This is a genomic window from Zoogloea sp. LCSB751, from assembly GCF_002028455.1.
Lineage (GTDB): Bacteria > Pseudomonadota > Gammaproteobacteria > Burkholderiales > Rhodocyclaceae > Zoogloea.
The window spans coordinates 1-21429 of the sequence record NZ_MWUM01000042.1 but is presented as its reverse complement, the minus strand read 5'-3'; the positions used below and the strand labels follow the sequence as shown (position 1 = coordinate 21429).

The following is a 21429-nucleotide window of genomic DNA, read 5'->3' as shown; positions in this document are numbered from 1 at the left end:
CGTAGCGCTTACTTCGTAACGCGCTGCAGCGAAAGAGCTGCGCATTATAAAGAATTATCAGAACCCGTCAACACTATTAAACGAATAAATTTCAATCCAGAGAAAATCAGTATTCTGGAGCAGCTCCTGTATAGGTTCCAGTGAAGTTCTCAAAGCGCGTGAACTCGCCGAGGAAGGTCATCCGGACGGTCCCTGTCGAACCATTCCGATGCTTGGAAATGATGAGCTCTGCCATCCCCTTGTCCGGAGAGTCGGGGTTATAGATCTCATCCCGGTAAATGAACATGATGATATCCGCATCCTGCTCAATCGCGCCGGACTCCCGCAGATCAGACGCAACAGGGCGCTTGTTCGGTCGCTGCTCAAGACTACGATTGAGCTGCGACAGCGCAATGATCGGCACGTGGAGCTCCTTGGCCAGTGACTTGACCGAACGGGAAATCTCGGACAGCTCAGCCGAACGGTTATCGCTCTCCTTAAGCGATGTCATCAGCTGCAGATAGTCAATGACGATCAGGCCAAGCCGCCCACACTGACGATGCAGCCGCCGGCACCGGGCTCGCAGGTCCGTCGGATTCAGCCCAGGCGTCTCATCAATGAAGATAGGTGCCTCATGCAACTTGCCCAGCGCATAGGTGAGACGCTGCCACTCCTCGTCATTCAATTTACCCGTCCTGATTTTGTGCTGATCGATACGACCAACAGACGAGAGAAAACGGGTTGCAAGCTGAGTACCCGGCATTTCCATCGAGAAGATCGCCACGGGCAGCCCCGCCTCCACCGCGACCGTCTCAGCAATATTCAGCGCCAGCGAGGTCTTGCCCATACCGGGACGCGCGGCCAACACGATCATGTCGGACGGCTGCAGGCCCGAGGTCTTCTCATCCAGATCAGTCAGGCCCGTGGGCACTCCCGTAATGCCTGCCGGCGAATCACGGTCATACAACTCCTGGATGCGATCGACCACCTGCCCGAGGATGGGCTGAATCGCCTGAAAGCCGCTCACCGTCCGCGCGCCAGCCTCGGCGATCTCAAACACCTTCGCTTCCGCCTCGTCGAGCAGGGTCTTGGCGTCCTTCCCAGATGGGGTCAGCGCACTGGCGGCGATATCATCACCAACGGACACCAGCTTGCGCAAGATAGCCCGTTCCCGAATGATTTCCCCGTAGCGACGCACGTTCGCAGCCGACGGCGTGCTGTTGGCCATCTCTCCCAGATAGGCAAGGCCGCCGATATGCTCCGCCTCACCACTCTTCTCCAGACTCTCAAACACCGTCACCACGTCAGCCGGCTTGCCCATTTCCACCAACTTGGCGATATGGCGAAAGATCCGCCGATGATCATCCCGGTAGAAATCTGCTTCATTGACGATATCGCCGACGCGCTCCCATACGGAGTTGTCGATCATCAGACCACCCAACAAGGATTGCTCCGCCTCAATGGAATGCGGCGGCAGCCTCAAGGCAGACATGACGGGATCTTCGGAATGGCTATCGGATTTACGCATGGTTCTTCAGCAACACAAAAAACGAGGCCCTGAGGCCAGAAAGCAAAAAAGGCTGCACATGGCAGCCTTTTTTGTGGGGAGCATGGCTCTCCTGGCGATCAGTTCTCGCCAACCACCGTGACAGCGATGTTAGCAGTCACGTCGGTATGCAGGGAGACAACGAGCGGGAACTCGCCGACAACCTTCAGCGGACCTTCCGGCATGCGGACAGCAGCCTTCTCGACGCCAAAGCCCAGAGCCTTCAGCGCTTCAGCGATGTCGGCATTGGTCACGGAACCAAACAGACGGCCATCGACACCCGCCTTGCGGGAGATGGTCACGACAGAGCCTTCGAGCTTCTCGCCCTGAGCCTGAGCCGCAGCCAGTTGCTCGGCAGCGATGCGCTCAAGCTCGGCGCGACGGGCTTCGAACTCAGCCAGGTTCGCGGCGTTGGCACGCTTGGCCTTGCCCTGCGGGATCAGGAAGTTACGAGCGTAACCGTCCTTGACCTTGACCACGTCACCGAGGCCACCCAGATTGACAACTTTGTCCAAAAGAATGATTTGCATGCTGTCTCTCCGGAATTACTGATGCAGGTCGGTGTAGGGCAGCAGGGCGAGGAAGCGGGCACGCTTGATCGCGGTGGACAGCTGACGCTGATAGCCAGACTTGGTGCCGGTGATGCGAGCCGGCATGATCTTGGCGTTTTCGGTGATGAAGTCCTTCAGGATGTCCACATCCTTGTAATCGATTTCTTCAATCTTTTCTGCACTGAAACGGCAGAACTTGCGACGCTTAAAGAGGCTGCGACCGCCACGGTCGTCCTTACGCTTCGTTGCTGGCTTGAATGCCATGATTCATTCCTTCCAAAAATTCGATCGTATCGATGTGCAATACAGGCGTCCTACTACGCAGGCTCTTGGCAGCGAGGAATCCGGCGATACGCGCCGGACATCCCAAACGGGCGCTGGCGAGCAAATTCGCCTTGTCACCGAGAGCCACGACCTGCAGCTCAAGGCTGACATCCCTCTCCACACCTGCTTCGACCTGCCTTGACCGATGCTCCAAGCGCCCTGCCAGCACCGGCACGCCGCCGGGGGAGTAACGCAAGGCGCCGATTTCGGTCAGGACGCCATCAATCTCAAAACTGTTGCGAAACTGCTCCTGCAACTCAGGCAGCGGGCTGCTCGGCCGGCTTGGCCTCGTCACCCGAAGCGGAAGTCAGGGAACGAGCCTTTTCTTCCTTCATCATCGGCGACGGGGTGGTCACGGCACGCTTGGTGCGGATGGACAGGTAGCGCAGAACAGCGTCGTTGAACTTGAAGCCGTGCTCCAGCTCAGCAATGGTGGACTGATCACACTCGATGTTCATCAGCACGTAGTGAGCCTTGTGGATCTTCTGGATCGGGTAGGCCAGCTGACGACGACCCCAGTCTTCCAGGCGATGGATCTGGCCGTTCTGGGAGGTCACGAGGGAACGATAACGCTCGATCATGGCGGGCACTTGCTCGCTTTGATCGGGGTGAACAATGAATACGACTTCGTAATGCCGCATGGAATCTCCTTGTGGATAGAAGCCCCCCGTCATGCGAACGGTAGGACAAGGTTACGCCTCGGCGGATAGAGAAAACGCTTCCTCTATCCCGAGGGAGCCGGCGATGTTGGCACAATCACGGGCCTTTTGCAAGACCCGCTCAGACCGCGCGTGGATCAGCCGTAGCCGCCCAGCCCGTCGAAACCGCCACCCTTGAAGGACGCACAGAGTTCCGACGTGGCCGCTGCCAGCAGCATCGAATCGACGCCCACCGCGATGAAGCGAGCACCCGCCTCGCGGTAGCGGGCAACCAGCTCGCGATTGCCGCACAGCACGCCACCAGCCTTGCCGCAGGCCGCGGTACGCCGCAGGCCGTCTTCGATGCGCCCAACGATGTCCGGATGATTCGGCTGGCCAAGCAAACCGAAGGACGCCGCCAGATCCACCGCCCCGAAAAACACCCCATCGACGCCCGGCACCGCCAGGATCGCATCAAGATTTTCCAGGCCAGTGCGGGTTTCGACCTGCACCAGCAGGCACATCTCATCGTTGGCCCGCTCAGCATAGTCGGTGATCCGCCCCCAGCGAGCGGCGCGGGCGATCGAACTGCCAACGCCGCGGATGCCTTCCGGCGGGTAGCGCATCGCCTCGACCAGATGCCGCGCCTGCTCCGCCGATTCGACCATCGGGATCAGCAGGGTCTGCACGCCCGTTTCCAGCAACTGCTTGATCAGCACATGGTCGCCCTGCGGCGGCCGCACGACAGGCTGCGAATCGTAAGGCGCGATGGCCTGCAGCTGCGCGAAGATCGAGCGCAAATCGTTCGGACCGTGCTCAGCATCGATCAGCAGCCAGTCGAAACCCGCGCCCGCACAGATTTCCGCGCTGAAGATCTCCGACAGCCCAAGCCACAGGCCGTACTGCAGATCTCCCGCCAACAGGCGCTCCTTGAAGCGATTGTTCTGTAATTCCATGTAGTCCCCATCCTTCATCAGACTTTGTTGTTCAACCATCCCGGCACAGGCCTGACGCACATCATAAGCCACGTCCGACAGCACAAAAAAAGAACCCCTGCGCGACGACTGGTCACGCAGGGGTCAAGCAACGACCGACAAACTCAGGGAGGAGAGGAATTACGTCGGTCGAGGGAGACACAAGGACGGGAGCCCCATTTCATGCGGCACCGGAGGCCGCCGCCCGGGCACGCGCATCCACTTCGTCCTTGCGCAACACACTGGCCGGTTCGCCACCGATGGCCCAATCCTCTGGCTGAACGCGCCGGCAGCAGCCGCGCACCAGCTCACGGCGCACGCCGAGCACATCCACGATCAGATCGGTGAAGCCCCTCAGCAAATGCTGTCGCTGCACCAGCGGACGTCCGTCGAGGACAATGAAATCGAACCATGGCGCATGCAGCCCGTTATGCGCCACCAGATCGCCGGCCACCGCCATCTGCGACGGCCGGTGAGATGTAATAAAGGCGCGCACCCGGTCCATCGGCGCATCCAGCACTTGTGCATAGAGCCGGCATGCCCCGAGCAGCAGACGCTCGTCCTGCGCGGGCGTGCTCAGGCCTTCGACGAGATGAAAATTGATGATCGGCATGACGACACCTCCTAGGGCAGGCCGCGGCGGCGGCCGGAATCGAGCATCAGGCTGGAGCCGGTCATCGAGTCGGCCTCCGGCGCCAGCAGCACGGACACCGCCCAGGCCACCTGCTCCGGCGTGGTGAAGCGGCCAATGGACGAATCGGCGAGCATCTCGGCCAGCACCTCATCCACCGTGATGCCACGCAGTGCGGCACGGTCGGCGGCGACCCGGCGCAGGCGCTCGGTATCGGCCGGTCCTGGAGCGATCAGGTGCGCCGTCACGCCCCGCGGGCCATAGGCCAGGCTGAGCTGGCGCACCACATTCACCAGCGCCGCGTTGGCCACACCAGCCGCCGCCGCGTAGGCTGTCGGCTCGAAGCCGTAATGGCCGCCGATGGCGACGATCCGCGAACCGGCCGACAGCAAACCATCAACCGCCCGCGTCAGGCGCAGCAGGCCGCCGACCTTGATGTTCACCGCATCCACCATGCTCGCCGTCGGCGCGCTGAGGATGCCGCCCGCCACCGCCACGCCAGGTCCGTGCACCACCATCCGTACCGGCCGGTTGACCGCCGCAGCGATGGCGGCGATTGCCGAGTCGTCCGCGATGTCGGCCACGCAAGCCGTCAGGCCGGGCACCCGGTCCTGCAAAGCCGCCAGCGACCCGGCGCTGCGGGCGACTGCCACCACGCCCAGGCCGGCGGCCGTCAGCCGGTCCACGATGGCATTGCCGAAAGCACCGGTAGCCCCGACGACAATAGCCAGTTCTTCTGCCGTATTCATGTTCAGGGGTCCTTTCAGCCCGTCAGCACCGTCAGGAAGCTCTCGCGCACCACATTGTCCTGGGCGAAGGTCGCATGGCCCAGTTCGGTGGTGTCCCAGGTGAGGGTCGGCGTGTCCGGGTAATGCACATAGCCGCCGGAGAACACCTCGTTGCGATTGCCCGACGGGTCGAAGAAGTAGATCGTCGCGCCGCGGGTCACCCCGTGACGGTTCGGCCCCACGTCCACCGGGATGCGGTACTTGCCGATCAGGTCCGCCGCGTGGATCACGTCGGTCACCGACTCGAGCAGAAAAGACACGTGATGGAAGCGCCCCGGCGTCGGTTGCAGCACAAAGGCGATGTCATGCGGCGTGGTGGTGCAGCTCAGGAACAGCGCCAGGGACTGGCCGCTCTCGGCGTCGATCAGGCGTTCGCTGAGGTCGAAATCGAACACCTCGGTAAACAGCCGCGCCGATTCGTCAATGTTCACACCACCAAGCAGCGCGTGATCGAGGCGGTTGATGCGGAAGCCGCGGATCACGCCCTCGTCCGGCAAGACCCCAGGATTGAGCAGCGGCATGCTGTTGCCGGTCTGCTCCTTGTGGGCGTAGAGCTGCATCACGTGGCCGCTGGGCAGCGTGAATTGCAGGCGCCGCCCGCTCTTCGGGTAGACGCCGGCCTCGATGTGCTCCACCTGCAGGCCGAAAGCGCGGATCTTCGGCTCCAGCGTGTCGAGCGTCGCATCGTCGAAGACCTTGAAGGCGAAGTAGTCGATGCCGGCCGAGTCGGCCTCGCGCAGCACCAGGCAATGGTGGTCGTGCTCGTCCCAGGCCTTGTAGTACACCTGGCCGGCGGCGTCGGTCATCACCTCGTGCAGGCCCATGCGTTTGCCGTAATGCTCGCGGGCTTCGCCCATGTCGAGCACGCGTAGCGCCACTTCGCCGAGGCGAAGCAATCCCCTGAGTGCCATGTCTTTGTCTCCGTTGAAAGGTGTGGATTGCGGGGCGCCTGCGTGGGCGCCCCGTCGTGGCGGGTGTCAGGCGGCAACTTCCTTCAGCAGGCCGCGTTCCTTGGCCATGGTCAGCGCGGTGTCCATGATCATGTCCTCCTGGCCGCCGATCATCTTCTTGCGGCCCAGCTCCACCAGGATGTCCCGCGCCGGCACCCCGAAACGCTCGGCGGCCCGCTTGGAATGGAGCAGGAAGGTCGAATAGACGCCGGCAAAACCAAGGGTCAGGGATTCCCGGTCGACGCGCACGATGTGGTCCATCATCGGCACGATGATGTCCTCGGCGGCGTCCATCAGCTTGAACAGATCGACGCCGGTATCGATGCCCATGCGCTCGCAGACGGCGGCGAACACCTCCAGCGGTGTGTTGCCGGCGCCAGCGCCCAGGCCAGCCACCGAACCGTCGATGCGGCTCGCGCCGGCCTCGATGGCGGCGATGGAATTGGCAATGCCCATGCCCAGGTTGTGGTGGCCGTGGAAGCCGATCTCCGTCTCCGGCTTGAGCACGTCGCGCAGGGCCTGCACGCGGGCCTTTACGTCCTCCGGCAGCATGTAGCCGGCCGAGTCGGTGACGTACACCGTATGGGCGCCGTAGTCCTCCATCAGTTTGCCCTGCTTGGCGATGCCGGCCGGGTCGTTGAGGTGGGCCATCATCAGGAAACCGGTGGTGTCCATGCCCAGCTTGCGCGCGAAGGCGATGTGCTGGGGCGAAGTATCAGCCTCGGTGCAATGGGTCGCCACGTGCACGCTGCGGGCACCGCAGTCGTAGGCGGACTGCAACTCCTTCATGGTGCCGAGGCCCGGGATCAGCAGCACCGACACCTTGGCCTGCTTCATCTTCGGCGCCACGGCGCTGATGTATTCCTCGTTGCTCGCCAGCGCAAAACCGTGCTGCAGCGAATTACCCCCCAGGCCGCCACCGTGGGTGACCTGGATGTAGGGCACGCCGGCGGCATCCAGCGCGGTGGCAACCTTGACCATCTGCTCAACGCTGATCTGCTCGCGCTTGGCGTGCATGCCGTCGCGCAGGCACATGTCATGCAGGACAACCTTGCGGCCCTTCAGATTATTGGTGCTGCTCATCATGCGGCCTCCACGGCTTGAAGCTGAATGCGCCCGGCCAGGATCTCCTCGGCGAACATCTCGGCGGTACGCGTAGCGGCCGCAGTCATGATGTCGAGGTTGCCGGCGTACTTGGGCAGGTAGTCGCCGAGCCCGGCCACTTCCATGAAGACCTGGACCTTGTTGCCGTCGTAGATCGGGCCGTTCACCAAGCGGTAGCCCGGCACGTACTTCTGCACTTCCTTGATCATCTGCAGGATCGACTCGGTGATCTTCACGTGGTCCGGCTCGTCGTCGGTCAGGCAGGAGATGGTGTTGCGCATGATCATCGGCGGCTCGGCCGGGTTGATGATGGCCAGCGCCTTGCCCTTGCGCGCACCGCCGACCTTCTCGATGGCACCGGAGGTGGTGTAGGTAAACTCATCCAGATTGGCGCGGGTGCCGGGGCCAACCGACTTGGAGGCCAAGCTGGCGACGATCTCCGCGTAGCCTACGCTCTGGATGCGCGACACCGCATTGACGATGGGAATCGTCGCCTGGCCGGCGCAGGAGATCATGTTGACGTTCATCTCCACCTTGTCGGCGTGCTCGCGCAGGTTCACCGGCGGCACGCACAGGGGGCCGATGGCGGCCGGCGTCAGGTCGATCATCAGCACGCCCAGCTCATTGAGCTTGCGGCTGTTCTCCGCATGCACGTAGGCGCTGGTGGCGTCGAAGGCGATCTGGATGTTGTCTTCCAGCACGTGGGGCAACAGGCCGTCCACGCCTTCGGCAGTGGTCTTCAGGCCCATGCTGCGGGCGCGGGCGAGGCCTTCGGATTCGGGGTCGATGCCGACCATCCACACCGGCTCCAGCACCGGGCTGCGCTGGATCTTGTAGATCAGGTCGGTGCCGATGTTGCCGGAGCCGATCAAGGCACAGCGGATCTTCTTCATGCGTTCTGCTCCTGGGCGGCCCGCGCGGCAGCGCGCTGGGCCATGGTCTGTCCGGCGACGTAGAAGCCGTCGGTGGCGTGTTCGGTGATCAGGATGCGGACAGTCTCGGCACTGCAATCCAAGCTCTTCGCCACCGCCTCGGTTACCGCCGCGGCAACCTTGTGCTTCTGCTCGGTGGTGCGGCCCACCATCATGTGCATTTCGATAATTGGCATCGGGTTCTCCTCGGACTTATTCGACAAAGCGCATCGACACGCTGCCCAGTTCCTGGAAACGGGCGATCACGCTGTCGCCCGGCTTCACGGCAATGGCCTCGGTGATGCCGCCGCTCATCACGAAACTGCCGGCGGGCAGGCTCTCGCCGAGCTCGGCGAGGATGTTCACCAGCATTGCGATGGCCTCGGCCGGATGGCCGAGCACCGCCGCCGAGGCGCCCATCGCAACGATCTCGCCGTTCTTCTCGAGCACCACGCCGAGGGTCCGCAGATCCAGATCCCGCGCGTAGCGGGCACGGCCGCCGCCGACGAAGCGGGCCGACGAGCCGTTGTCCGCCACCACGCTGGGCAGGTCGAACTTGAAGCCGGAGAAGCGCGAATCGATGATTTCCACCGCCGGCAGTACGTAATCGGTGGCTGCCAGCACGGCGCCAGCGGTGCAGCCCGGCCCCTTCAGTTCGTCCTTCATCACGAAGGCGACCTCGCACTCGACGCGCGGATGGACCAGGTCGGCGGTGGAGATGGCCGCGTTCTCCGGCCGCGCCATGCGGTCGGTGAGGAAACCGATCGACGGCACGTCGACGCCCATCTGCTTCATCTTGGCCTTGGACGTGAGGCCGGCCTTCCAGCCGACCTGCTTGTGGCCGCGGGCGAGAAAGCGCCGGCGCAGTTCCAGCTGAACGGCGTAGCCGTCGCCGATGGTCATGCCCGGATATTCGTCGGTCAGCTTGGGGATCGCGTAGGCGCGGGTCTGGGCGCCTTCGACGCGCTCGCACAGGCGGACGATGTCCTCGCGGGACAGGGTGATTTCCATGCTCATACGGCGCTCCTGCCGGAAAATTTGACGCGGCAGCTGCCAAGGCCGCCGACAGTGCACACCAGCTCGTCGCCATCAGCGACCGGCACCAGGGCCGACTGGGAACCGGACAGGATCACCTCGCCGGCCTTGAACGGGATGCCCAGCTCGCCGAGGGTGTTGGCCAGCCAGGCCACCGCGTTGGCCGGCGAGCCCTGCACCGCCGCCCCGACGCCGGTGGAGTGCAGCTCGCCGTTCTTCTCCAACACCATGCCGGCCAGCGTGATGTCGAGCTTGCGCGGGTCGCCCTTGGCCTTACCGAGCACATACACGCCGCAGGAGGCGTTGTCGGCGACGGTGTCCTGGATGCGGATCTTCCAGTCGGTGATGCGCGAATCGACGATCTCGAAACACGGCACCACGTAGTCGGTAGCGCGGATCACGTCCATCGCGGTGACGCCCGGCCCCTGCAGGTCTTCCTTCAGCACGAAGGCCAGCTCCGCCTCGGCCTTGGGCTGGATCAGCGTGCCCAGATCGATCACATCGCCTTCCTGATAGACCATGCCCGACGTGAGCTGGCCGAAATCCGGCTGAAACACGCCGAGGAAGTCCTGCACCGGCTTGCTGGTCACGCCGATCTTCTTGCCGACGATGGTCTCGCCGGCCGCCACGCGGCGCTCGATGTAGCGCAGCTGGATGCGGTAGGCGTCGGCGAGGGTGATGTCCGGCTCCTGTTCGAGCAGCGGCGCAATCGTGCGGCGCTCGCGCCACGCGTCGTACAGCGCGTCGCCGTAGTGTTGGATCTGTTCTTCGTTCATCTCTCTGTCCTGTGGGGAGTGCGTCAGAGCTTCACGCAGATGTTTCTGGTCTCGGTGTAGAACTCCAGCGAATGCACGCCGCCTTCGCGGCCGATGCCAGACTGCTTGGAGCCGCCGAAGGGCGTGCGCAGGTCGCGCAGGAACCAGCTGTTGATCCACGTGATACCCACCTCGACGCGCGCCGCCACCCGGTGAGCGCGGGCCAGGTTGGTGGTCCAGATCGTCGTGGATAGGCCGTAGTCGGTGTCGTTGGCGAGTTGCACGACTTCGTTCTCGCTGTCGAACGGGCGGATGTGGCAGCACGGTCCGAAGATTTCCTCCTGCACGACGGCCGCGCTTTCCGGCAGGCCGGTCCAGATCGTCGGCTGCACCCAGGCACCTTCGGCCAGCTCGGCGGGCACGTCGGGCACGCCACCGCCGGTCACCACGGTGGCGCCCTCCTCCACCGCCTTGCGGTAGTAGGACAGGACCTTCTGGCGGTGCTCCTGGCTGATCAGCGGGCCGTAGTTGGCGTCGTGGTTTTCCGGGCGACCGAACTTGACCGCCTCGACCTTGGTCTTCAGCGCCGCGACGAACTTGTCGAAGATAGGCCGTTCCACATACACCCGCTCGGTACCCAGGCAGACCTGCCCGGTATTGAGGAAGGCCGAGCGGAAGATGCCGTCCACCGCCGCGTCGAAGTCCGCGTCGGCGAAGACGATGCCGGCGTTCTTGCCGCCCAGCTCGAAGGACACGTCGCGCATGCCGTTCGAGGCTGCCTTCATGATCGCCGAGCCGGTGCGCGTCTCGCCGGTGAAGGTGATTGCGTCGACGCCCGGATGCTGGGTCAGGAACTCGCCGGCGGAATCCGGCCCGAAACCGTGGATCACGTTATAGACGCCCTTCGGAATGCCCACCGCGTTCATCACCTCGCCGAGCAGCGCCGCAGTGTGTGGCGACTCTTCGGACGGCTTGACGATCACCGTGTTGCCACAGGCCAGCGCGGGGCCGACCTTCCAGGTCATCAGCAGGAAGGGCGCGTTCCACGGGCTGATCACGCCGATCACGCCCTTGGGCACGCGGATCGCGTAGTTCAGCGCACCGCGGCCGTCCGGCGTGGACATCTGGAAGGACTCCGCCGGCACGTTCTTGACCATGTCGGCGAAGACCTTGAAGTTGGCCGCGCCGCGCGGAATGAACACCTGCCGCATGACGTGGGACGGTTGCCCGGTGTCGGCCATTTCGGCGGCCACGAAGTCCTCGAAGCGGCGGGTGATCTCGTCGGCCACGCCGTACAGCAGATCGACGCGCTGCTCCAGCGTCAGCCCGCCCCATTCCCCGTGGAGGGCCGCCCGGGCGGCCTGCACGGCCGCATCCACCTCGCCGCGGCCAGCCTCGCTGATCCGCGCGATGACCCGGTTGTCCACCGGCGAGCGCTTCTCGAAGGTCTTGCCGCTGAGGCCGGCGGTGTATTCGCCGCCGATGAAATTCTCGATGAGACGCATGCTTACCTCGGTATGTTGTCTGGATGCCATCCGGGCTGAGCCGGTATGGAAGCCAGTCTAAGAATGGGCTTCTATACCGTCCAATACTTTAATTCTGAGCATCTAATACCTTTTAGGTATTTAAATCGGCGCGCGAAATCGGCGCTCCACGCGCCGATCCGCTCAGATCGCCTTGAACAGCGGGCTGCGCACCTGCTGGGCATCGGCCGCAGAAATGAACTTCTCGGTGTAGATGTCACGCTCGAACAGACGCCCCTGCATCAACGTGGTGATGCAGGCCTCGATCATCAGCGGCGGGCCGCACAGATAGGCCTTGTTACCGCGGAAATCATTGTCGAAGGCGGCCTTGGCAGCCTCATGCACGAAGCCGCGGAAGCCGCTCCAGCCGGAGTCTTCCGGCTCGCCCGACAGGGCCGGCACGTAGCGGAAGTTGGGGTGCTTCCCGGCCAGCGCCAGGAAGTCGTCGTGGTAGTACAGCTCGTCCCGCGTACGCTGGCCGTACACCAGCGTGATCGGCCGCTCGAAGCCCTCTTCAAGCAAGTCGAGGATCATCGAGCGCGGGCTCGACAGGCCCGATCCACCGGCTATGAAGAGCACCGGCACCTGGGCCGACTTCTTCACGAAGAAGCGCCCGTAGGGCCCGCTGATGCGCACCTTCTCGCCGGCCTGCATCTTCTCGTGGACGTAGGTGGTGCCCTGCCCGCCCGGCACAATGCGGATATTGAGCTCCACCTCGCCGTCCTTTGATGGCGCACCGGCGATGGAGAAGGCGCGGCTGCCGATACCGCCGGGCAGCTCCAGGTTCACGTACTGGCCAGCCTGGAAGCGCATCGGCTCGTCGAGCTTGATCCACACGCCCTTGATGGTCGGCGTGAGGGACTCGATGCGCGTCACGGTGCCGTCGAAATCCCGCACCGGCAGGTTCTCGGCATCCGGGTCTTCCTCGATCTCCGCCTCGATAACCAGATCGCTCTGGGCCGTGGCGCAGCAGGCCAGGCACTTGCCCTCGTCCCGCTCGAAGTCCATCAGCGCGAAGCTGGACGCTTCGCCGTGCTCCACCTCCCCGTCGCTCACCTGCACCTTGCAGGTGGCGCACAGGCCGTGGCAGCAGGCGTGGGGCAGATAGATGCCGGCACGCAGCGCGGCATCGAGGATGGTCTGCCCCTCCTCGATCTCGATGGTCTGACCGAGGGGTTCGATGGTCAGCTCATAGCTCATCGTGCACTCCTCAGGCGGCGGCCGACAAGCTGTTGAGGCCAGGCGTGCGGAAGCGCAGCTGGTCCTTGTGGCCAATGCCGTTGGCAGCCAGGCTGGCGTCGAAATCCGGCGTCCACGGCTGGTTGTCCTTCAGCCATTCGACCTTCGTCCAGTCGATGGCGGCGGCATCCGGATCGGCCTGCAGCAGGGCCGTCAGCGGGCCGTCGACGAGGTCGCGGAAGCGCGTCTCGGGTGGCAGGCACAGCAGGAAGGGCGCAGCGAACAGCAGGTGGCGGTCCCAGCTCGCATACACGATCTGCTTGCCGCCGAAATTTTCCACGCTGTCGCGCGGCACGCCGATGTATTCACGGATTGCAGCTACGGTCATCTTGAGTCTCCTTTGATTTTCCAGGCGGCCGACCTTGTGTGTAGGAGGGCGGATTCATTCGCCCTCCCTGCGTTGATCCACCTCCGCGGGCGAATGAATTCGCCCCCACGGGGTGGTCGTGCCCGGGGGTCGGCCGGCGCTCTTTATTGGTTGGTGGTAGCCAGGCCGCGCCAGGCTTCGAAGTTCTGCTGGTCTTCGGAGCCGGCGTAGTCGCCGTTGTCCTTGCCGTCACGCAGACTGACCCACTCCATCCAGGCGCCCAGATCGCCGTTGATCGGCTCCTGGAACAGCTGCGGCATCGGCAGCCAGGCCTGCACGTATTTCTCCGGCTCGTTCTCGAAGACGTGTTGGCAACCGTCAGAGCAGAAGTGGTATTTCTGGCCCTTATAGACGGTCTCCCGGTGGCAGGTCAGGGTCGGGTCGTCCGGCTCGGTGAACACGGTCGGCAGCTGGCAGCACTGGCACAGCTTGGCGAGGCCGTAGTTCTTGAACGGCGTGCCGGCGTCGGCCAGCTTCTTGATGTGCTTCCAGCGCGGGCGGTAGTACTTGTCAAAGGTGTCCGGATACTTGGCGGACAGCCAGTTCATGTCGTCCTCGGACGGAATCCAGCTGTGGAAGGCGGTGCCGAAGCTCCACTGGTAGAGGCCCAGCATGAACTGGTGGGACATGTGGTCGATGGCCTTTTCGGCGTCGTCCCAGCCCTTCGGCGGCTTGATGCCGTAGCGCGCCAGGTCCTTGAACAGCGCACCGCCGTTCTCCACGCCGTAGATGTCCCAGGCTTCGCGCCAGGACATCACGCGCTTGGGCAGCATGTAGTCCATCATCGTGCTGACCAGACCGAGCACGCGGAAGCCGCGCCAGAACCACTTGTCGATCCAGTTCTGGACGATGGGCAGGTTGTCCGGGTCCTGTTCGAGCATGAACTTGATGCACTCCAGGCCCAGCGTCATGTGGCGGGCTTCGTCGGACTGGGCCGAGAAGCCGAAGGTCACCGTCGCCATGTCGCCGTTGTAGGCCGCGCCCGACATGAAGGGCACGAACAGCAGGTTGGTCAGCACATATTCGAAGCTGAAGCCGATGGCGATCATGAACTCGAAAGGGCCGGCCGACATCGCGTCGTCGAAGAAGGAGCGCGCCACCGACGTGTACCAGATGCGGTCGCGGGTATCCGCGAAGGCATGGAAACCGTTGTAGTAACGGTTGTAGTTGGACATCGCGTGGATCTGCGTCTGGGCGTGGCGGATCTCGTCGATGGCCTGCATCTGGCACGCGACCTGGGTGCCGACGCCGGGGAACTCGCGGCCGGCGCGGGCGAAGCCCTTGTGGGCGGCGTATTCGCCGGGGCTGATGGCCTGCAGGAAGATCTTCAGCGCCGACAGGTAGCGCGCGTCGGTGAGGTTCAGGTGGCCGTTGTTCTGGGCGTGGGCGTCGATGATCGCGTAGAACTTGCGCTCCTTCTCGGCCTGGTATTTCCAGTAGGCATCCATGGTCAGGCGGAACGGATCTTCCCACTTGTCCCAGTCGTGGATCTTGATGCCTTCGTAACCGACGTAGGGGAAGACGGCGTCCTTCGTCTGATAGGTGGTGTCCCAGCCCAGGTCGCGGGTCAGCGCGCGGTACTTTTCTTTCAGGCCGAGTTTCTTCTTGGCTACTTTCATGTCCATGGCGGTCTCCTCTTTCAGCTGTTCCAGCTCAGGGTCAGGGTTTCGTCGTCCTCAACCACGTTGCCGGTGAGGGAAATCAGGTTGATGTGCAGCTCCTGGAGGTCGAAGTCGCGACCGAGCTGCTCCTCGATGGTCGATTTGCGGATCACCAATTGGCCCTGGGCGTCGATCTTGACCATCGCCGGCTGGCGATTGACGACCGCCTGCGGGTTGTCGATCTCAATCGCCTCGATGATCGGGCGGGTTTCTTCGTTGGCTTGCAGGGCAATGAATACGGTGGACATGTGAACCTCTCAGAGCGGAATGCCGGTCTTCTGGATACGCGCGGTCAGCGCGGCGAGTTGCTGGCCGACCGCCTCGTCGGCCTCGGCGCCGAGGGCCAATTCGGCGATGGGCACCATCGCCGACGCGGCGCGGGCGCTCCAGTTGCGGGTCCAGTCCTGCAGCACCGCGCGGTTGTGTTCCGATTCGGCGGCTGCCACTTTGAGCACCGCATCGACCCACTTGCGGGTTTCGTCGAACCAGTCGCTCATGAACTGGGTCAGCATCGCCACCGACGAGGCTCCGCGCACCGACAGGTGCTCATCGACGATGCGCTCGTACACCAGCGGATAGAGCAGGCCGTCGAGGGCCACGTTCTGGGCGACGAACAGCTCGAACGGGTCGCGCAGAACCAGGCAGTCTTCGACGTAGCGACGCAACGGCTGCCACGCGGCATTGTCCAGCCAGGCCTGCTTGCCGGCCTCCAGTGCGTCGGTGTCACCGAGCAGCAGGCCCAGGCGGGACAGGTACTGGGCGATGCCCAGGTTGTCCATTGCGTGGTACATGCACGGCTGGGTGAAGGTGGTGCCGTAGCCATAGCCACAGATGAAGGTGTTGTGCTGGTTCGCCCCCCAGGCGGCGTGGCGCAGCGGCACCAGCACCTTGAGGGCGACATCGCGCAGCTCATCGGGCAGCATGTCGGCCAGGCCGCGGGATTCGACGAAGGCGAAGTTGGCCTCGGTGGTTTCCTGCTGGCGGGCGCGGGTCAGCGTGTAGGTGCTGTAGTAGAACTGGCGCGGGTCCTTCAGCGCATACCAGTCCTGCATGACGATGCGGGTGATGCCGGCATCGTACAGTTCCTGCTCCGGATCCCAGGTCGGCTTGTAGTGGAGGTTTTCGGCAGCCTGGATGTCGTAGCTGCCCTCCTGGTAGCGGGAGGCCGGCTTGTCGCCGAAGCGGCGCACCAGATGGTCGAAGGCCTGGCGCTGGGGCTGGATGGCGACCGTGCGGAGGTCGATCTGCATGTTGTGTGTCTCCTGGTATGCGGATTATTTGAAGCGGGTGTGGGTGGCGTCGGCGAGGCGCCAGTCCCAGTCGCCCTGGGGGGCGTCCGGGTCGCGCGGCGGCAGCATCTCGACCCGGTTGGCGGCGCAGAACTCGGCGAAGGCCTCGCGACCGAGAATCATCTCGACGAAGATCTCCGGCTCGCCGATGGCGAACTCGAATTCGACGAAGCCATTCGGGCGCTCGCCGCTCACGCGCACGAAGCGCCGGGCGGTGTCCATCGGCGGATGGGTGCTCGTCATGGCCGGGTTCAGCTGACGACGGTCAGGAAGGTCTCGTGCAGCTTGCGCTGCGGGTAGTCGAGGCCCTGGCCGAAATTGTCGAAGGTCCAGGTCAGGGTCTCGTAATCGGGGTATGGCAGGTGGCCGCCAAAGAAGGTCTCGAAGCGGTTGCCGGACGGGTCCCAGGCGTAGATCGTGCAGCCGCGGGTCACACCATGGCGGGTCGGGCCGATGTCCACCGCCACCTGGTTCATCGACATGATGTCGCCGGCGCGCAAAACCTGGTCCCAGCTCTCCATCAGGAAGGAACAGTGGTGCAGCTTGCCCGGCTCCGGATACTCGGCGAAGGCGATGTCGTGCACCTTCTGGCCGCAGGACAGCCAGATCGCCGCATTGCCCTGCCCGTCCGGCGTCAGCACGCGCTCGACGAGGTAGAAGCCGAGCACCTCGGTGAAGATCTTGTGCACCTCGGCCACGTTCGGCCCGTAGAGCAGCGCGTGATCGAGGCGCACTGGCGCGATGCCGTGGTCGCGGGCCTTGCTCCACGGCGCCGGATTGACCAGCGGGATGCCGTTGCCGACCTTGTGCTTGTCGGCGTACAGCTCGATCACGTGGCCGGACGGCAGCGTGAAGCGCACCCGTTCGCCGGTTCCCAGCATCTCCCCCGCCGGGATGCGCTCGGTGGCGAGCCCGTAGGCCTTGAGGTCGGCGTCGAGCCTGTCGAGGGTCGCCTGGTCGAGCACGCGAAAACCGAAGAAGTCGATGCCGGCCCGGTCCGCCTCGCGGATCACGTAACTGTTGTGATCGCGCTCGTCCCAGCACTTGAAATAGACCCGCCCCTGGGCATCGCGGCCGGTTTCCACCAGCCCCAGCACGTCACGGTAAAAGCGCACGCTTTCTTCCAGATCCAGCACGCGAACCTGGGCATGGCCAGGGCGAAGAACGCCGGTAAGCGCCATATCTCGTCTCCTCTTTATGGATGTATCGAACGGAATGCGGGGAACTCAGCGATCGGCGGCGGGCGTGCAGACCTTTTTCTGCAGCTTGCCGATCACCTTCACGGAAAGATCGCTGGAGGGATACACCCGGCAGGCCAGCAGCCGGCGCTGCGCCAGATCGTCGTCGGAGACATGGTCCCGGCTCATCGCTCGGGTGCTGAATTCACCCCCGGTGATCTCGACCTTGCAGACGCCACAGCCACCGCCGCGACACCCCACCGGAATGCCGCGCAGGCCGAGCCGGTGCAGGCCGGACAACAGGGATTCTTGCGGTGCGCAGGCGTAGCGGACGCCCGAGTCTTCGATGCTGACGGTGTGTGTCATGGCCCCTCCAGATGTGTATCGACGTTTTCGTCAATCGGCGGCTTTTATCAACTTCATTTATGCCGCACTTAACACAACTAATGCAGATGCCGTGCCATTCACACAAGTCATTGACCCATAAGGATTTACAAAGTCAGGACGAAAATCACCCCTTTTGGATGCCTGACGCTTTTGTCGAGGGCGACTTTTAGCGTTACAAAAACGTAAAGCTGCAGTGCAACAAGCGAAAAAATGGAAATTTGGCAATGGCTGACACGCCACCAACACGGCCCAGTTCGGTGTTTTGTCACACTGAAATGCAAGTTGGCATGGCGTACACGCACATTGGCATAACGCAGCGGGGATAATCGCGCGATGCCGCCGCCTCCGACCGCCCCCCGCCAACCCCACTGGATCGTCCGGGCGCACTGGGTCATGCGCTCGGTCTCCTTCGTCAACGCCTTCGCGTTCTTCTCCCTCCACCTGGCCGGCAGGGGTTACTCAACGTGGGTGTGGCTGCTGCTGGCACTGCAGTTCCTTGTCTATCCGCACCTGATCTACCTGCGTGCCTGCCGGGCGGAGAACTCCCAGCAGGCGGAATTGCACAATCTGGTGCTGGATTGCTTCCTGGTGGCCATCTGGGTTTCAACAACCGGCTTCCCGTTGTGGATCACCTTCACGCTGTTCATCAGCACGGCCATCAACAACGCCATCAGCCAGGGCTACCGCGGCATCTTCCTGGCCCTTGGAGCCTTCGGCCTGGGCACCCTGCTCGGCATCGGCATCGGCGGCTTCCAGCTCATCCCCGAAGACAATCCGTGGATCACCGGTCTGTGCGTGTTCGGCCTCAGCTGGTATCTGCTGGGCATCGGCAGGATCGCCCACACCCGGGCGCTGCTGCTGCGCACCGTGCGCGAGAACCTCAAGCAGCGGGAACAGGAACTGCGCAACGCCAACGACACGCTGCAGCAGCAACTGGCCGAGAACCTCACGCTGCAGCGCAGCCTGCACGAACAGGCCAACCGGGACGCCCTCACCGGCCTGTTCAACCGGCGCTACCTGATCGACACTTTCGAGCGCGAACTGGCCCGCTGCAGCCGCGAAAGCCAGCCGCTATGCCTGATGCTGATCGACGTGGACCATTTCAAGCAGGTCAACGACGGGCACGGGCACCAGATGGGCGACCTGGTGTTGCAGGAGCTCGGCCAGTTGCTGGCCCGTGAGGCACGCCAGCAGGATGTGGCCTGCCGTTTTGGCGGTGAGGAGTTCGTGATGCTGTTGCCCGGCCTTCCGGCTTCGGCTGCCCATGAGCGGGCCGAGCAATGGCGGCGGGGGTTTTCCGAGCTGGGCCGGACCCGTGACGATCTGCCGGGCGCACTGAGCCTGTCGATCGGCGTGGCGCTGTTCCCAGCCCATGGCGCGAACCCCGAGAGCCTGCTCCGCGTCGCCGATCAGGCGCTCTACAAGGCCAAGACCGGCGGCCGCAACCGGGTGGTGATCCACGCCCCGGTCGACGCAGCGATGCAGGCACCGCAGCCTGCCGCCGGCTGACAAGGGGCGGCGGCCACCAGCGCTCCGCCCTCACTCTTCCGTCGCCACCGCTCCCTGACGCAGCCGGTAAGCCAGCTGACGCCGGGTGATGCCGAGCAGGCGCGCGGCATGGGTGAGATTGCCCTTGGCCCGCTGCACCGCCAGCTCCAGCAATCTGGCCTCGTGCCGCTCCAGGTCGAAACCCTCGTTGAGGATGGCCTCGTACAGGCGGTTGCGGCTGTCGTCGCGCTCGTTGCCGACGACACCGGCCCGATCCACCTCGGCCCCCTGCGCCGTCACCGGCGCGCCGCCGGCAAACAGGTGCTCGATCTCGATGAGTCCGCCGCTGGGCGCCAGCAACACCCCACGCTCGATGAGGTTCTGCAGCTCGCGTACATTGCCCGGCCACTGGTAGCCCATCAGCGCCTGCATGGCCCGGTCGCTGATGCCCTGCAGCTTCTTGTGATAGGACGCCTCGTACTTCTCCACCATCGCCGCGGCCAGCAGCGGGATGTCGCTGCGTCGCTCGCGCAATGGCGGGATCAGCACCGGATAGGTCGCCAGCCGGTAATACAAGTCGGCCCGGAAGCGCCCGGCGGCAATCGCCTGCGGCAGGTCCACGTTGGTGGCCGTCACCAGGCGCACGTCCACCTTGCGCACCTGATCGTCGCCGAGGCGCTCCACCTCGCCGGTCTGCAGCACCCGCAGCAGCTTGACCTGGGCCGCCAGCGGCAGGTCACCGACCTCGTCGAGAAACAGCGTCCCGCCGTGGGCGCGCTCGAAACGTCCCGGCCGCGAGGCCTGGGCGCCGGTGTAGGCCCCCTTCTGCACACCAAACAGCTCGGACTCGAGCAAGTCATGGGGAATTGCCGCACAGTTGATGGCCACGAAGGGCTTGTCGGAGCGGCTACCGTGATCGTGGATCCAGCGCGCGAACATCTCCTTGCCGACACCGGTCTCGCCGAGCAACAGCACTGTGATCGGACTGGCCGCCGCCTTGCCGACCAGCTCGAAGGCGGCCTTGAAGCCTGGCGACGCACCGATCAGGTTGCCCGCCGTACGGGACGCACAGAGCGTCTTGCGCAGGCGGCTGATCTCCTCGCGCATCTCCTCCAGCTGGCCCTGCAGGTTGTCGGGCTTGAAGTAGTCCAGATAGGCATCGTCGCCCCACTCCTCGGCCGGCTTGCCGACAATGTGGCAATGGGCGTCGCCGCGGGCGATGCAGCTGGTTTCGCGGAAGACGATCAGACGGTTGAAGAACTGCGTGACGTAGCCCGACGCGTAGCCGACCAGCGTCCAGCAGGCCGGATCCTCGCCGATACCGAACAACTGCAGGTGGGAATCGGCCTCCCAGGAGTTCACCCAGTCCACCTCGCCAGCAAAGCTGCCGAGTTCCCAATCCAGATCGGACTGCACGATGTTGGCCCGCACCAGCCCCTCGAAGGCGTGCAGCTCGGGACCGATGCGGAACACGTCGTCGGGATCGCCGCTGCCAAACAGCTTCTTGGCCAGCTCAGCATCCTGCTGGCCGGACGCAAAGCCCATGCGGATCAACAAGCCTCGGGCCCGCTCGACGCCGAGGGAGTCGAACAGCTCCCGGCGCAGCGCGCCCATCGCACGGGCATGGAACAGCAGCATGCGGTTCTCGTCGAGCCAGATTTCCCCCTGCTCGAGGTTGAAGCGCAAGCGCGAGCGCAGGTTGAACTGCTCGATCAGTCTGGTTTTCGTCATTCCCCTCTCCGCGGCATCGGACGTGCCGTTCGTGGGTGTACTGTACTCTGCCCCTTCTCCCGCTAGGCAACGCCGGCAGTCCGGCCGGCAGCCAGCACCCCGTAGCTCTCCTTCAGAGCCCGATAGGCCGGGCGCACGCGCTCGATGCCCTGCGTGCGAACCCACGCTAGGTCCCCGGCGCGGGCCCGCTCCAGCATGCCGCTGCGGGCGCGGCGGTAATCCTGCAGACGGCCCTTGAAGGCCTGCACCGCCTGCCGCCCGGCCGCGTCCTGCACGCTGCCCTCGATCTGCACCAGCTGGCCGTCGACGACCCCATCCAGTGCCTCGATGCGCTCCACGTGCGGCAGCGCCTGCTCGCGGCTGCGGGAATTGACCACCAG

At 64.2% G+C, this 21429-nt stretch carries 26 protein-coding genes; 1 reads left to right on the top strand and 25 read right to left on the bottom strand.

All coding sequences use genetic code 11. The features are described 5' to 3' along the window. Positions 1-106: 106 nt before the first annotated feature. The 23 genes from dnaB to B4920_RS24825 form a co-directional block, all read right to left on the bottom strand. Complete coding sequence (gene dnaB / locus B4920_RS24935) at positions 107-1507, bottom strand: replicative DNA helicase (protein ID WP_079437458.1); 1401 nt, start codon at positions 1505-1507, stop codon at positions 107-109. Between the two features lie 98 nt (positions 1508-1605). Then, positions 1606-2055 carry a 50S ribosomal protein L9 gene (gene rplI / locus B4920_RS24930; protein ID WP_079437457.1) on the bottom strand — a complete coding sequence of 150 codons (450 nt, stop codon included), beginning with the start codon at positions 2053-2055 and terminating at the stop codon, positions 1606-1608. A gap of 15 nt (positions 2056-2070) precedes the next feature. Then, positions 2071-2340: a 30S ribosomal protein S18 gene (gene rpsR / locus B4920_RS24925; RefSeq protein WP_079437456.1), complete on the bottom strand. Its 270-nt coding sequence runs from the start codon at positions 2338-2340 to the stop codon at positions 2071-2073. Further along, positions 2312-2656 (bottom strand): primosomal replication protein N, encoded by a 345-nt coding sequence (gene priB, locus B4920_RS24920; RefSeq protein WP_079437455.1) that lies wholly within the window; start codon positions 2654-2656, stop codon positions 2312-2314. Before priB ends, rpsR begins: the two co-directional genes overlap by 29 nt. Position 2657: 1 nt before the next feature. Beyond that, entirely contained in the window at positions 2658-3041 is a 384-nt protein-coding gene (rpsF, locus tag B4920_RS24915) for a 30S ribosomal protein S6 (RefSeq protein ID WP_079437454.1), read from the bottom strand. A 155-nt stretch (positions 3042-3196) separates the two neighbouring features. Continuing rightward, positions 3197-3994 (bottom strand): aldolase/citrate lyase family protein, encoded by a 798-nt coding sequence (locus B4920_RS24910; RefSeq protein WP_079437459.1) that lies wholly within the window; start codon positions 3992-3994, stop codon positions 3197-3199. 199 nt (positions 3995-4193) lie between these two features. After that, a complete protein-coding gene (locus tag B4920_RS24905; protein WP_079437453.1) occupies positions 4194-4625 on the bottom strand; it encodes a tautomerase family protein in 432 nt (143 codons plus the stop codon). A gap of 11 nt (positions 4626-4636) precedes the next feature. Continuing rightward, positions 4637-5392 carry an SDR family oxidoreductase gene (locus B4920_RS24900; protein WP_079437452.1) on the bottom strand — a complete coding sequence of 252 codons (756 nt, stop codon included), beginning with the start codon at positions 5390-5392 and terminating at the stop codon, positions 4637-4639. A 14-nt stretch (positions 5393-5406) separates the two neighbouring features. Beyond that, complete coding sequence (locus tag B4920_RS24895; protein WP_079437451.1) at positions 5407-6342, bottom strand: catechol 2,3-dioxygenase; 936 nt, start codon at positions 6340-6342, stop codon at positions 5407-5409. Positions 6343-6408: 66 nt separating this feature from the next. Further along, positions 6409-7464, bottom strand: a complete 1056-nt coding sequence (gene dmpG / locus B4920_RS24890) for a 4-hydroxy-2-oxovalerate aldolase (RefSeq protein ID WP_079437450.1) — start codon at positions 7462-7464, stop codon at positions 6409-6411. Next, positions 7464-8378 carry an acetaldehyde dehydrogenase (acetylating) gene (locus B4920_RS24885; RefSeq protein ID WP_079437449.1) on the bottom strand — a complete coding sequence of 305 codons (915 nt, stop codon included), beginning with the start codon at positions 8376-8378 and terminating at the stop codon, positions 7464-7466. The genes dmpG and B4920_RS24885 overlap by 1 nt, the downstream gene beginning before the upstream one ends. Next, positions 8375-8593, bottom strand: coding sequence for a 2-hydroxymuconate tautomerase family protein (locus B4920_RS24880; protein WP_079437448.1), 219 nt, complete (start codon positions 8591-8593; stop codon positions 8375-8377). Before B4920_RS24880 ends, B4920_RS24885 begins: the two co-directional genes overlap by 4 nt. Before the next feature lie 16 nt (positions 8594-8609). Then, entirely contained in the window at positions 8610-9413 is an 804-nt protein-coding gene (dmpH, locus tag B4920_RS24875; RefSeq protein ID WP_079437447.1) for a 2-oxo-3-hexenedioate decarboxylase, read from the bottom strand. Beyond that, positions 9410-10207, bottom strand: coding sequence for a 2-oxopent-4-enoate hydratase (gene dmpE / locus B4920_RS24870; RefSeq protein WP_079437446.1), 798 nt, complete (start codon positions 10205-10207; stop codon positions 9410-9412). Before dmpE ends, dmpH begins: the two co-directional genes overlap by 4 nt. Positions 10208-10230: 23 nt before the next feature. Then, on the bottom strand, positions 10231-11691 hold the full coding sequence (locus B4920_RS24865; protein WP_079437445.1) for a 2-hydroxymuconic semialdehyde dehydrogenase: 1461 nt from the start codon (positions 11689-11691) through the stop codon (positions 10231-10233). Positions 11692-11853: 162 nt separating this feature from the next. Then, the gene (locus B4920_RS24860) at positions 11854-12909 is read right to left on the bottom strand and encodes an NADH:ubiquinone reductase (Na(+)-transporting) subunit F (RefSeq protein WP_079437444.1); all 1056 of its coding nucleotides are present in this window, start codon (positions 12907-12909) and stop codon (positions 11854-11856) included. A 10-nt stretch (positions 12910-12919) separates the two neighbouring features. Next, complete coding sequence (locus tag B4920_RS24855) at positions 12920-13276, bottom strand: phenol hydroxylase subunit P4 (RefSeq protein ID WP_079437443.1); 357 nt, start codon at positions 13274-13276, stop codon at positions 12920-12922. A gap of 143 nt (positions 13277-13419) precedes the next feature. Further along, positions 13420-14940 carry an aromatic/alkene/methane monooxygenase hydroxylase/oxygenase subunit alpha gene (locus B4920_RS24850; RefSeq protein ID WP_079437442.1) on the bottom strand — a complete coding sequence of 507 codons (1521 nt, stop codon included), beginning with the start codon at positions 14938-14940 and terminating at the stop codon, positions 13420-13422. A gap of 14 nt (positions 14941-14954) precedes the next feature. Continuing rightward, complete coding sequence (locus B4920_RS24845; RefSeq protein WP_079437441.1) at positions 14955-15224, bottom strand: MmoB/DmpM family protein; 270 nt, start codon at positions 15222-15224, stop codon at positions 14955-14957. Positions 15225-15233: 9 nt separating this feature from the next. Further along, positions 15234-16226, bottom strand: a complete 993-nt coding sequence (locus tag B4920_RS24840) for an aromatic/alkene monooxygenase hydroxylase subunit beta (protein WP_079437440.1) — start codon at positions 16224-16226, stop codon at positions 15234-15236. 24 nt (positions 16227-16250) lie between these two features. Next, complete coding sequence (locus tag B4920_RS24835; RefSeq protein WP_079437439.1) at positions 16251-16508, bottom strand: phenol hydroxylase subunit; 258 nt, start codon at positions 16506-16508, stop codon at positions 16251-16253. 8 nt (positions 16509-16516) lie between these two features. Beyond that, a complete protein-coding gene (locus tag B4920_RS24830) occupies positions 16517-17446 on the bottom strand; it encodes a catechol 2,3-dioxygenase (RefSeq protein WP_079437438.1) in 930 nt (309 codons plus the stop codon). A 45-nt stretch (positions 17447-17491) separates the two neighbouring features. Then, a complete protein-coding gene (locus tag B4920_RS24825) occupies positions 17492-17809 on the bottom strand; it encodes a 2Fe-2S iron-sulfur cluster-binding protein (RefSeq protein WP_079437437.1) in 318 nt (105 codons plus the stop codon). A gap of 354 nt (positions 17810-18163) precedes the next feature. Here B4920_RS24825 and B4920_RS24820 point away from each other — a divergent pair, with 354 nt between their 5' ends. Next, a complete protein-coding gene (locus B4920_RS24820; protein ID WP_079437436.1) occupies positions 18164-19339 on the top strand; it encodes a sensor domain-containing diguanylate cyclase in 1176 nt (391 codons plus the stop codon). 30 nt (positions 19340-19369) lie between these two features. Here the strand turns inward: B4920_RS24820 and B4920_RS24815 are convergent, their stop codons facing one another. Both B4920_RS24815 and B4920_RS29620 read right to left on the bottom strand, forming a co-directional pair. Next, positions 19370-21049, bottom strand: a complete 1680-nt coding sequence (locus tag B4920_RS24815) for a sigma-54-dependent Fis family transcriptional regulator (RefSeq protein WP_079437435.1) — start codon at positions 21047-21049, stop codon at positions 19370-19372. Between the two features lie 62 nt (positions 21050-21111). Next, a partial coding sequence (locus tag B4920_RS29620; protein WP_216820018.1) for a hypothetical protein occupies positions 21112-21429 on the bottom strand: 318 nt, incomplete at its 5' end.

What these genes read in the sequence shown, in the direction of transcription:
- dnaB (WP_079437458.1), bottom strand. Translation starts at nt 1,507, where the DNA reads ATGCGTAAATCCGATAGCCATTCCGAAGATCCCGTCATGTCTGCCTTG.
- rplI (WP_079437457.1), bottom strand. Translation starts at nt 2,055, where the DNA reads ATGCAAATCATTCTTTTGGACAAAGTTGTCAATCTGGGTGGCCTCGGT.
- rpsR (WP_079437456.1), bottom strand. Translation starts at nt 2,340, where the DNA reads ATGGCATTCAAGCCAGCAACGAAGCGTAAGGACGACCGTGGCGGTCGC.
- rpsF (WP_079437454.1), bottom strand. Translation starts at nt 3,041, where the DNA reads ATGCGGCATTACGAAGTCGTATTCATTGTTCACCCCGATCAAAGCGAG.
- B4920_RS24910 (WP_079437459.1), bottom strand. Translation starts at nt 3,994, where the DNA reads ATGGAATTACAGAACAATCGCTTCAAGGAGCGCCTGTTGGCGGGAGAT.
- B4920_RS24905 (WP_079437453.1), bottom strand. Translation starts at nt 4,625, where the DNA reads ATGCCGATCATCAATTTTCATCTCGTCGAAGGCCTGAGCACGCCCGCG.
- B4920_RS24900 (WP_079437452.1), bottom strand. Translation starts at nt 5,392, where the DNA reads ATGAATACGGCAGAAGAACTGGCTATTGTCGTCGGGGCTACCGGTGCT.
- B4920_RS24895 (WP_079437451.1), bottom strand. Translation starts at nt 6,342, where the DNA reads ATGGCACTCAGGGGATTGCTTCGCCTCGGCGAAGTGGCGCTACGCGTG.
- dmpG (WP_079437450.1), bottom strand. Translation starts at nt 7,464, where the DNA reads ATGAGCAGCACCAATAATCTGAAGGGCCGCAAGGTTGTCCTGCATGAC.
- B4920_RS24885 (WP_079437449.1), bottom strand. Translation starts at nt 8,378, where the DNA reads ATGAAGAAGATCCGCTGTGCCTTGATCGGCTCCGGCAACATCGGCACC.
- B4920_RS24880 (WP_079437448.1), bottom strand. Translation starts at nt 8,593, where the DNA reads ATGCCAATTATCGAAATGCACATGATGGTGGGCCGCACCACCGAGCAG.
- dmpH (WP_079437447.1), bottom strand. Translation starts at nt 9,413, where the DNA reads ATGAGCATGGAAATCACCCTGTCCCGCGAGGACATCGTCCGCCTGTGC.
- dmpE (WP_079437446.1), bottom strand. Translation starts at nt 10,207, where the DNA reads ATGAACGAAGAACAGATCCAACACTACGGCGACGCGCTGTACGACGCG.
- B4920_RS24865 (WP_079437445.1), bottom strand. Translation starts at nt 11,691, where the DNA reads ATGCGTCTCATCGAGAATTTCATCGGCGGCGAATACACCGCCGGCCTC.
- B4920_RS24860 (WP_079437444.1), bottom strand. Translation starts at nt 12,909, where the DNA reads ATGAGCTATGAGCTGACCATCGAACCCCTCGGTCAGACCATCGAGATC.
- B4920_RS24855 (WP_079437443.1), bottom strand. Translation starts at nt 13,276, where the DNA reads ATGACCGTAGCTGCAATCCGTGAATACATCGGCGTGCCGCGCGACAGC.
- B4920_RS24850 (WP_079437442.1), bottom strand. Translation starts at nt 14,940, where the DNA reads ATGGACATGAAAGTAGCCAAGAAGAAACTCGGCCTGAAAGAAAAGTAC.
- B4920_RS24845 (WP_079437441.1), bottom strand. Translation starts at nt 15,224, where the DNA reads ATGTCCACCGTATTCATTGCCCTGCAAGCCAACGAAGAAACCCGCCCG.
- B4920_RS24840 (WP_079437440.1), bottom strand. Translation starts at nt 16,226, where the DNA reads ATGCAGATCGACCTCCGCACGGTCGCCATCCAGCCCCAGCGCCAGGCC.
- B4920_RS24835 (WP_079437439.1), bottom strand. Translation starts at nt 16,508, where the DNA reads ATGACGAGCACCCATCCGCCGATGGACACCGCCCGGCGCTTCGTGCGC.
- B4920_RS24830 (WP_079437438.1), bottom strand. Translation starts at nt 17,446, where the DNA reads ATGGCGCTTACCGGCGTTCTTCGCCCTGGCCATGCCCAGGTTCGCGTG.
- B4920_RS24825 (WP_079437437.1), bottom strand. Translation starts at nt 17,809, where the DNA reads ATGACACACACCGTCAGCATCGAAGACTCGGGCGTCCGCTACGCCTGC.
- B4920_RS24820 (WP_079437436.1), top strand. Translation starts at nt 18,164, where the DNA reads ATGCCGCCGCCTCCGACCGCCCCCCGCCAACCCCACTGGATCGTCCGG.
- B4920_RS24815 (WP_079437435.1), bottom strand. Translation starts at nt 21,049, where the DNA reads ATGACGAAAACCAGACTGATCGAGCAGTTCAACCTGCGCTCGCGCTTG.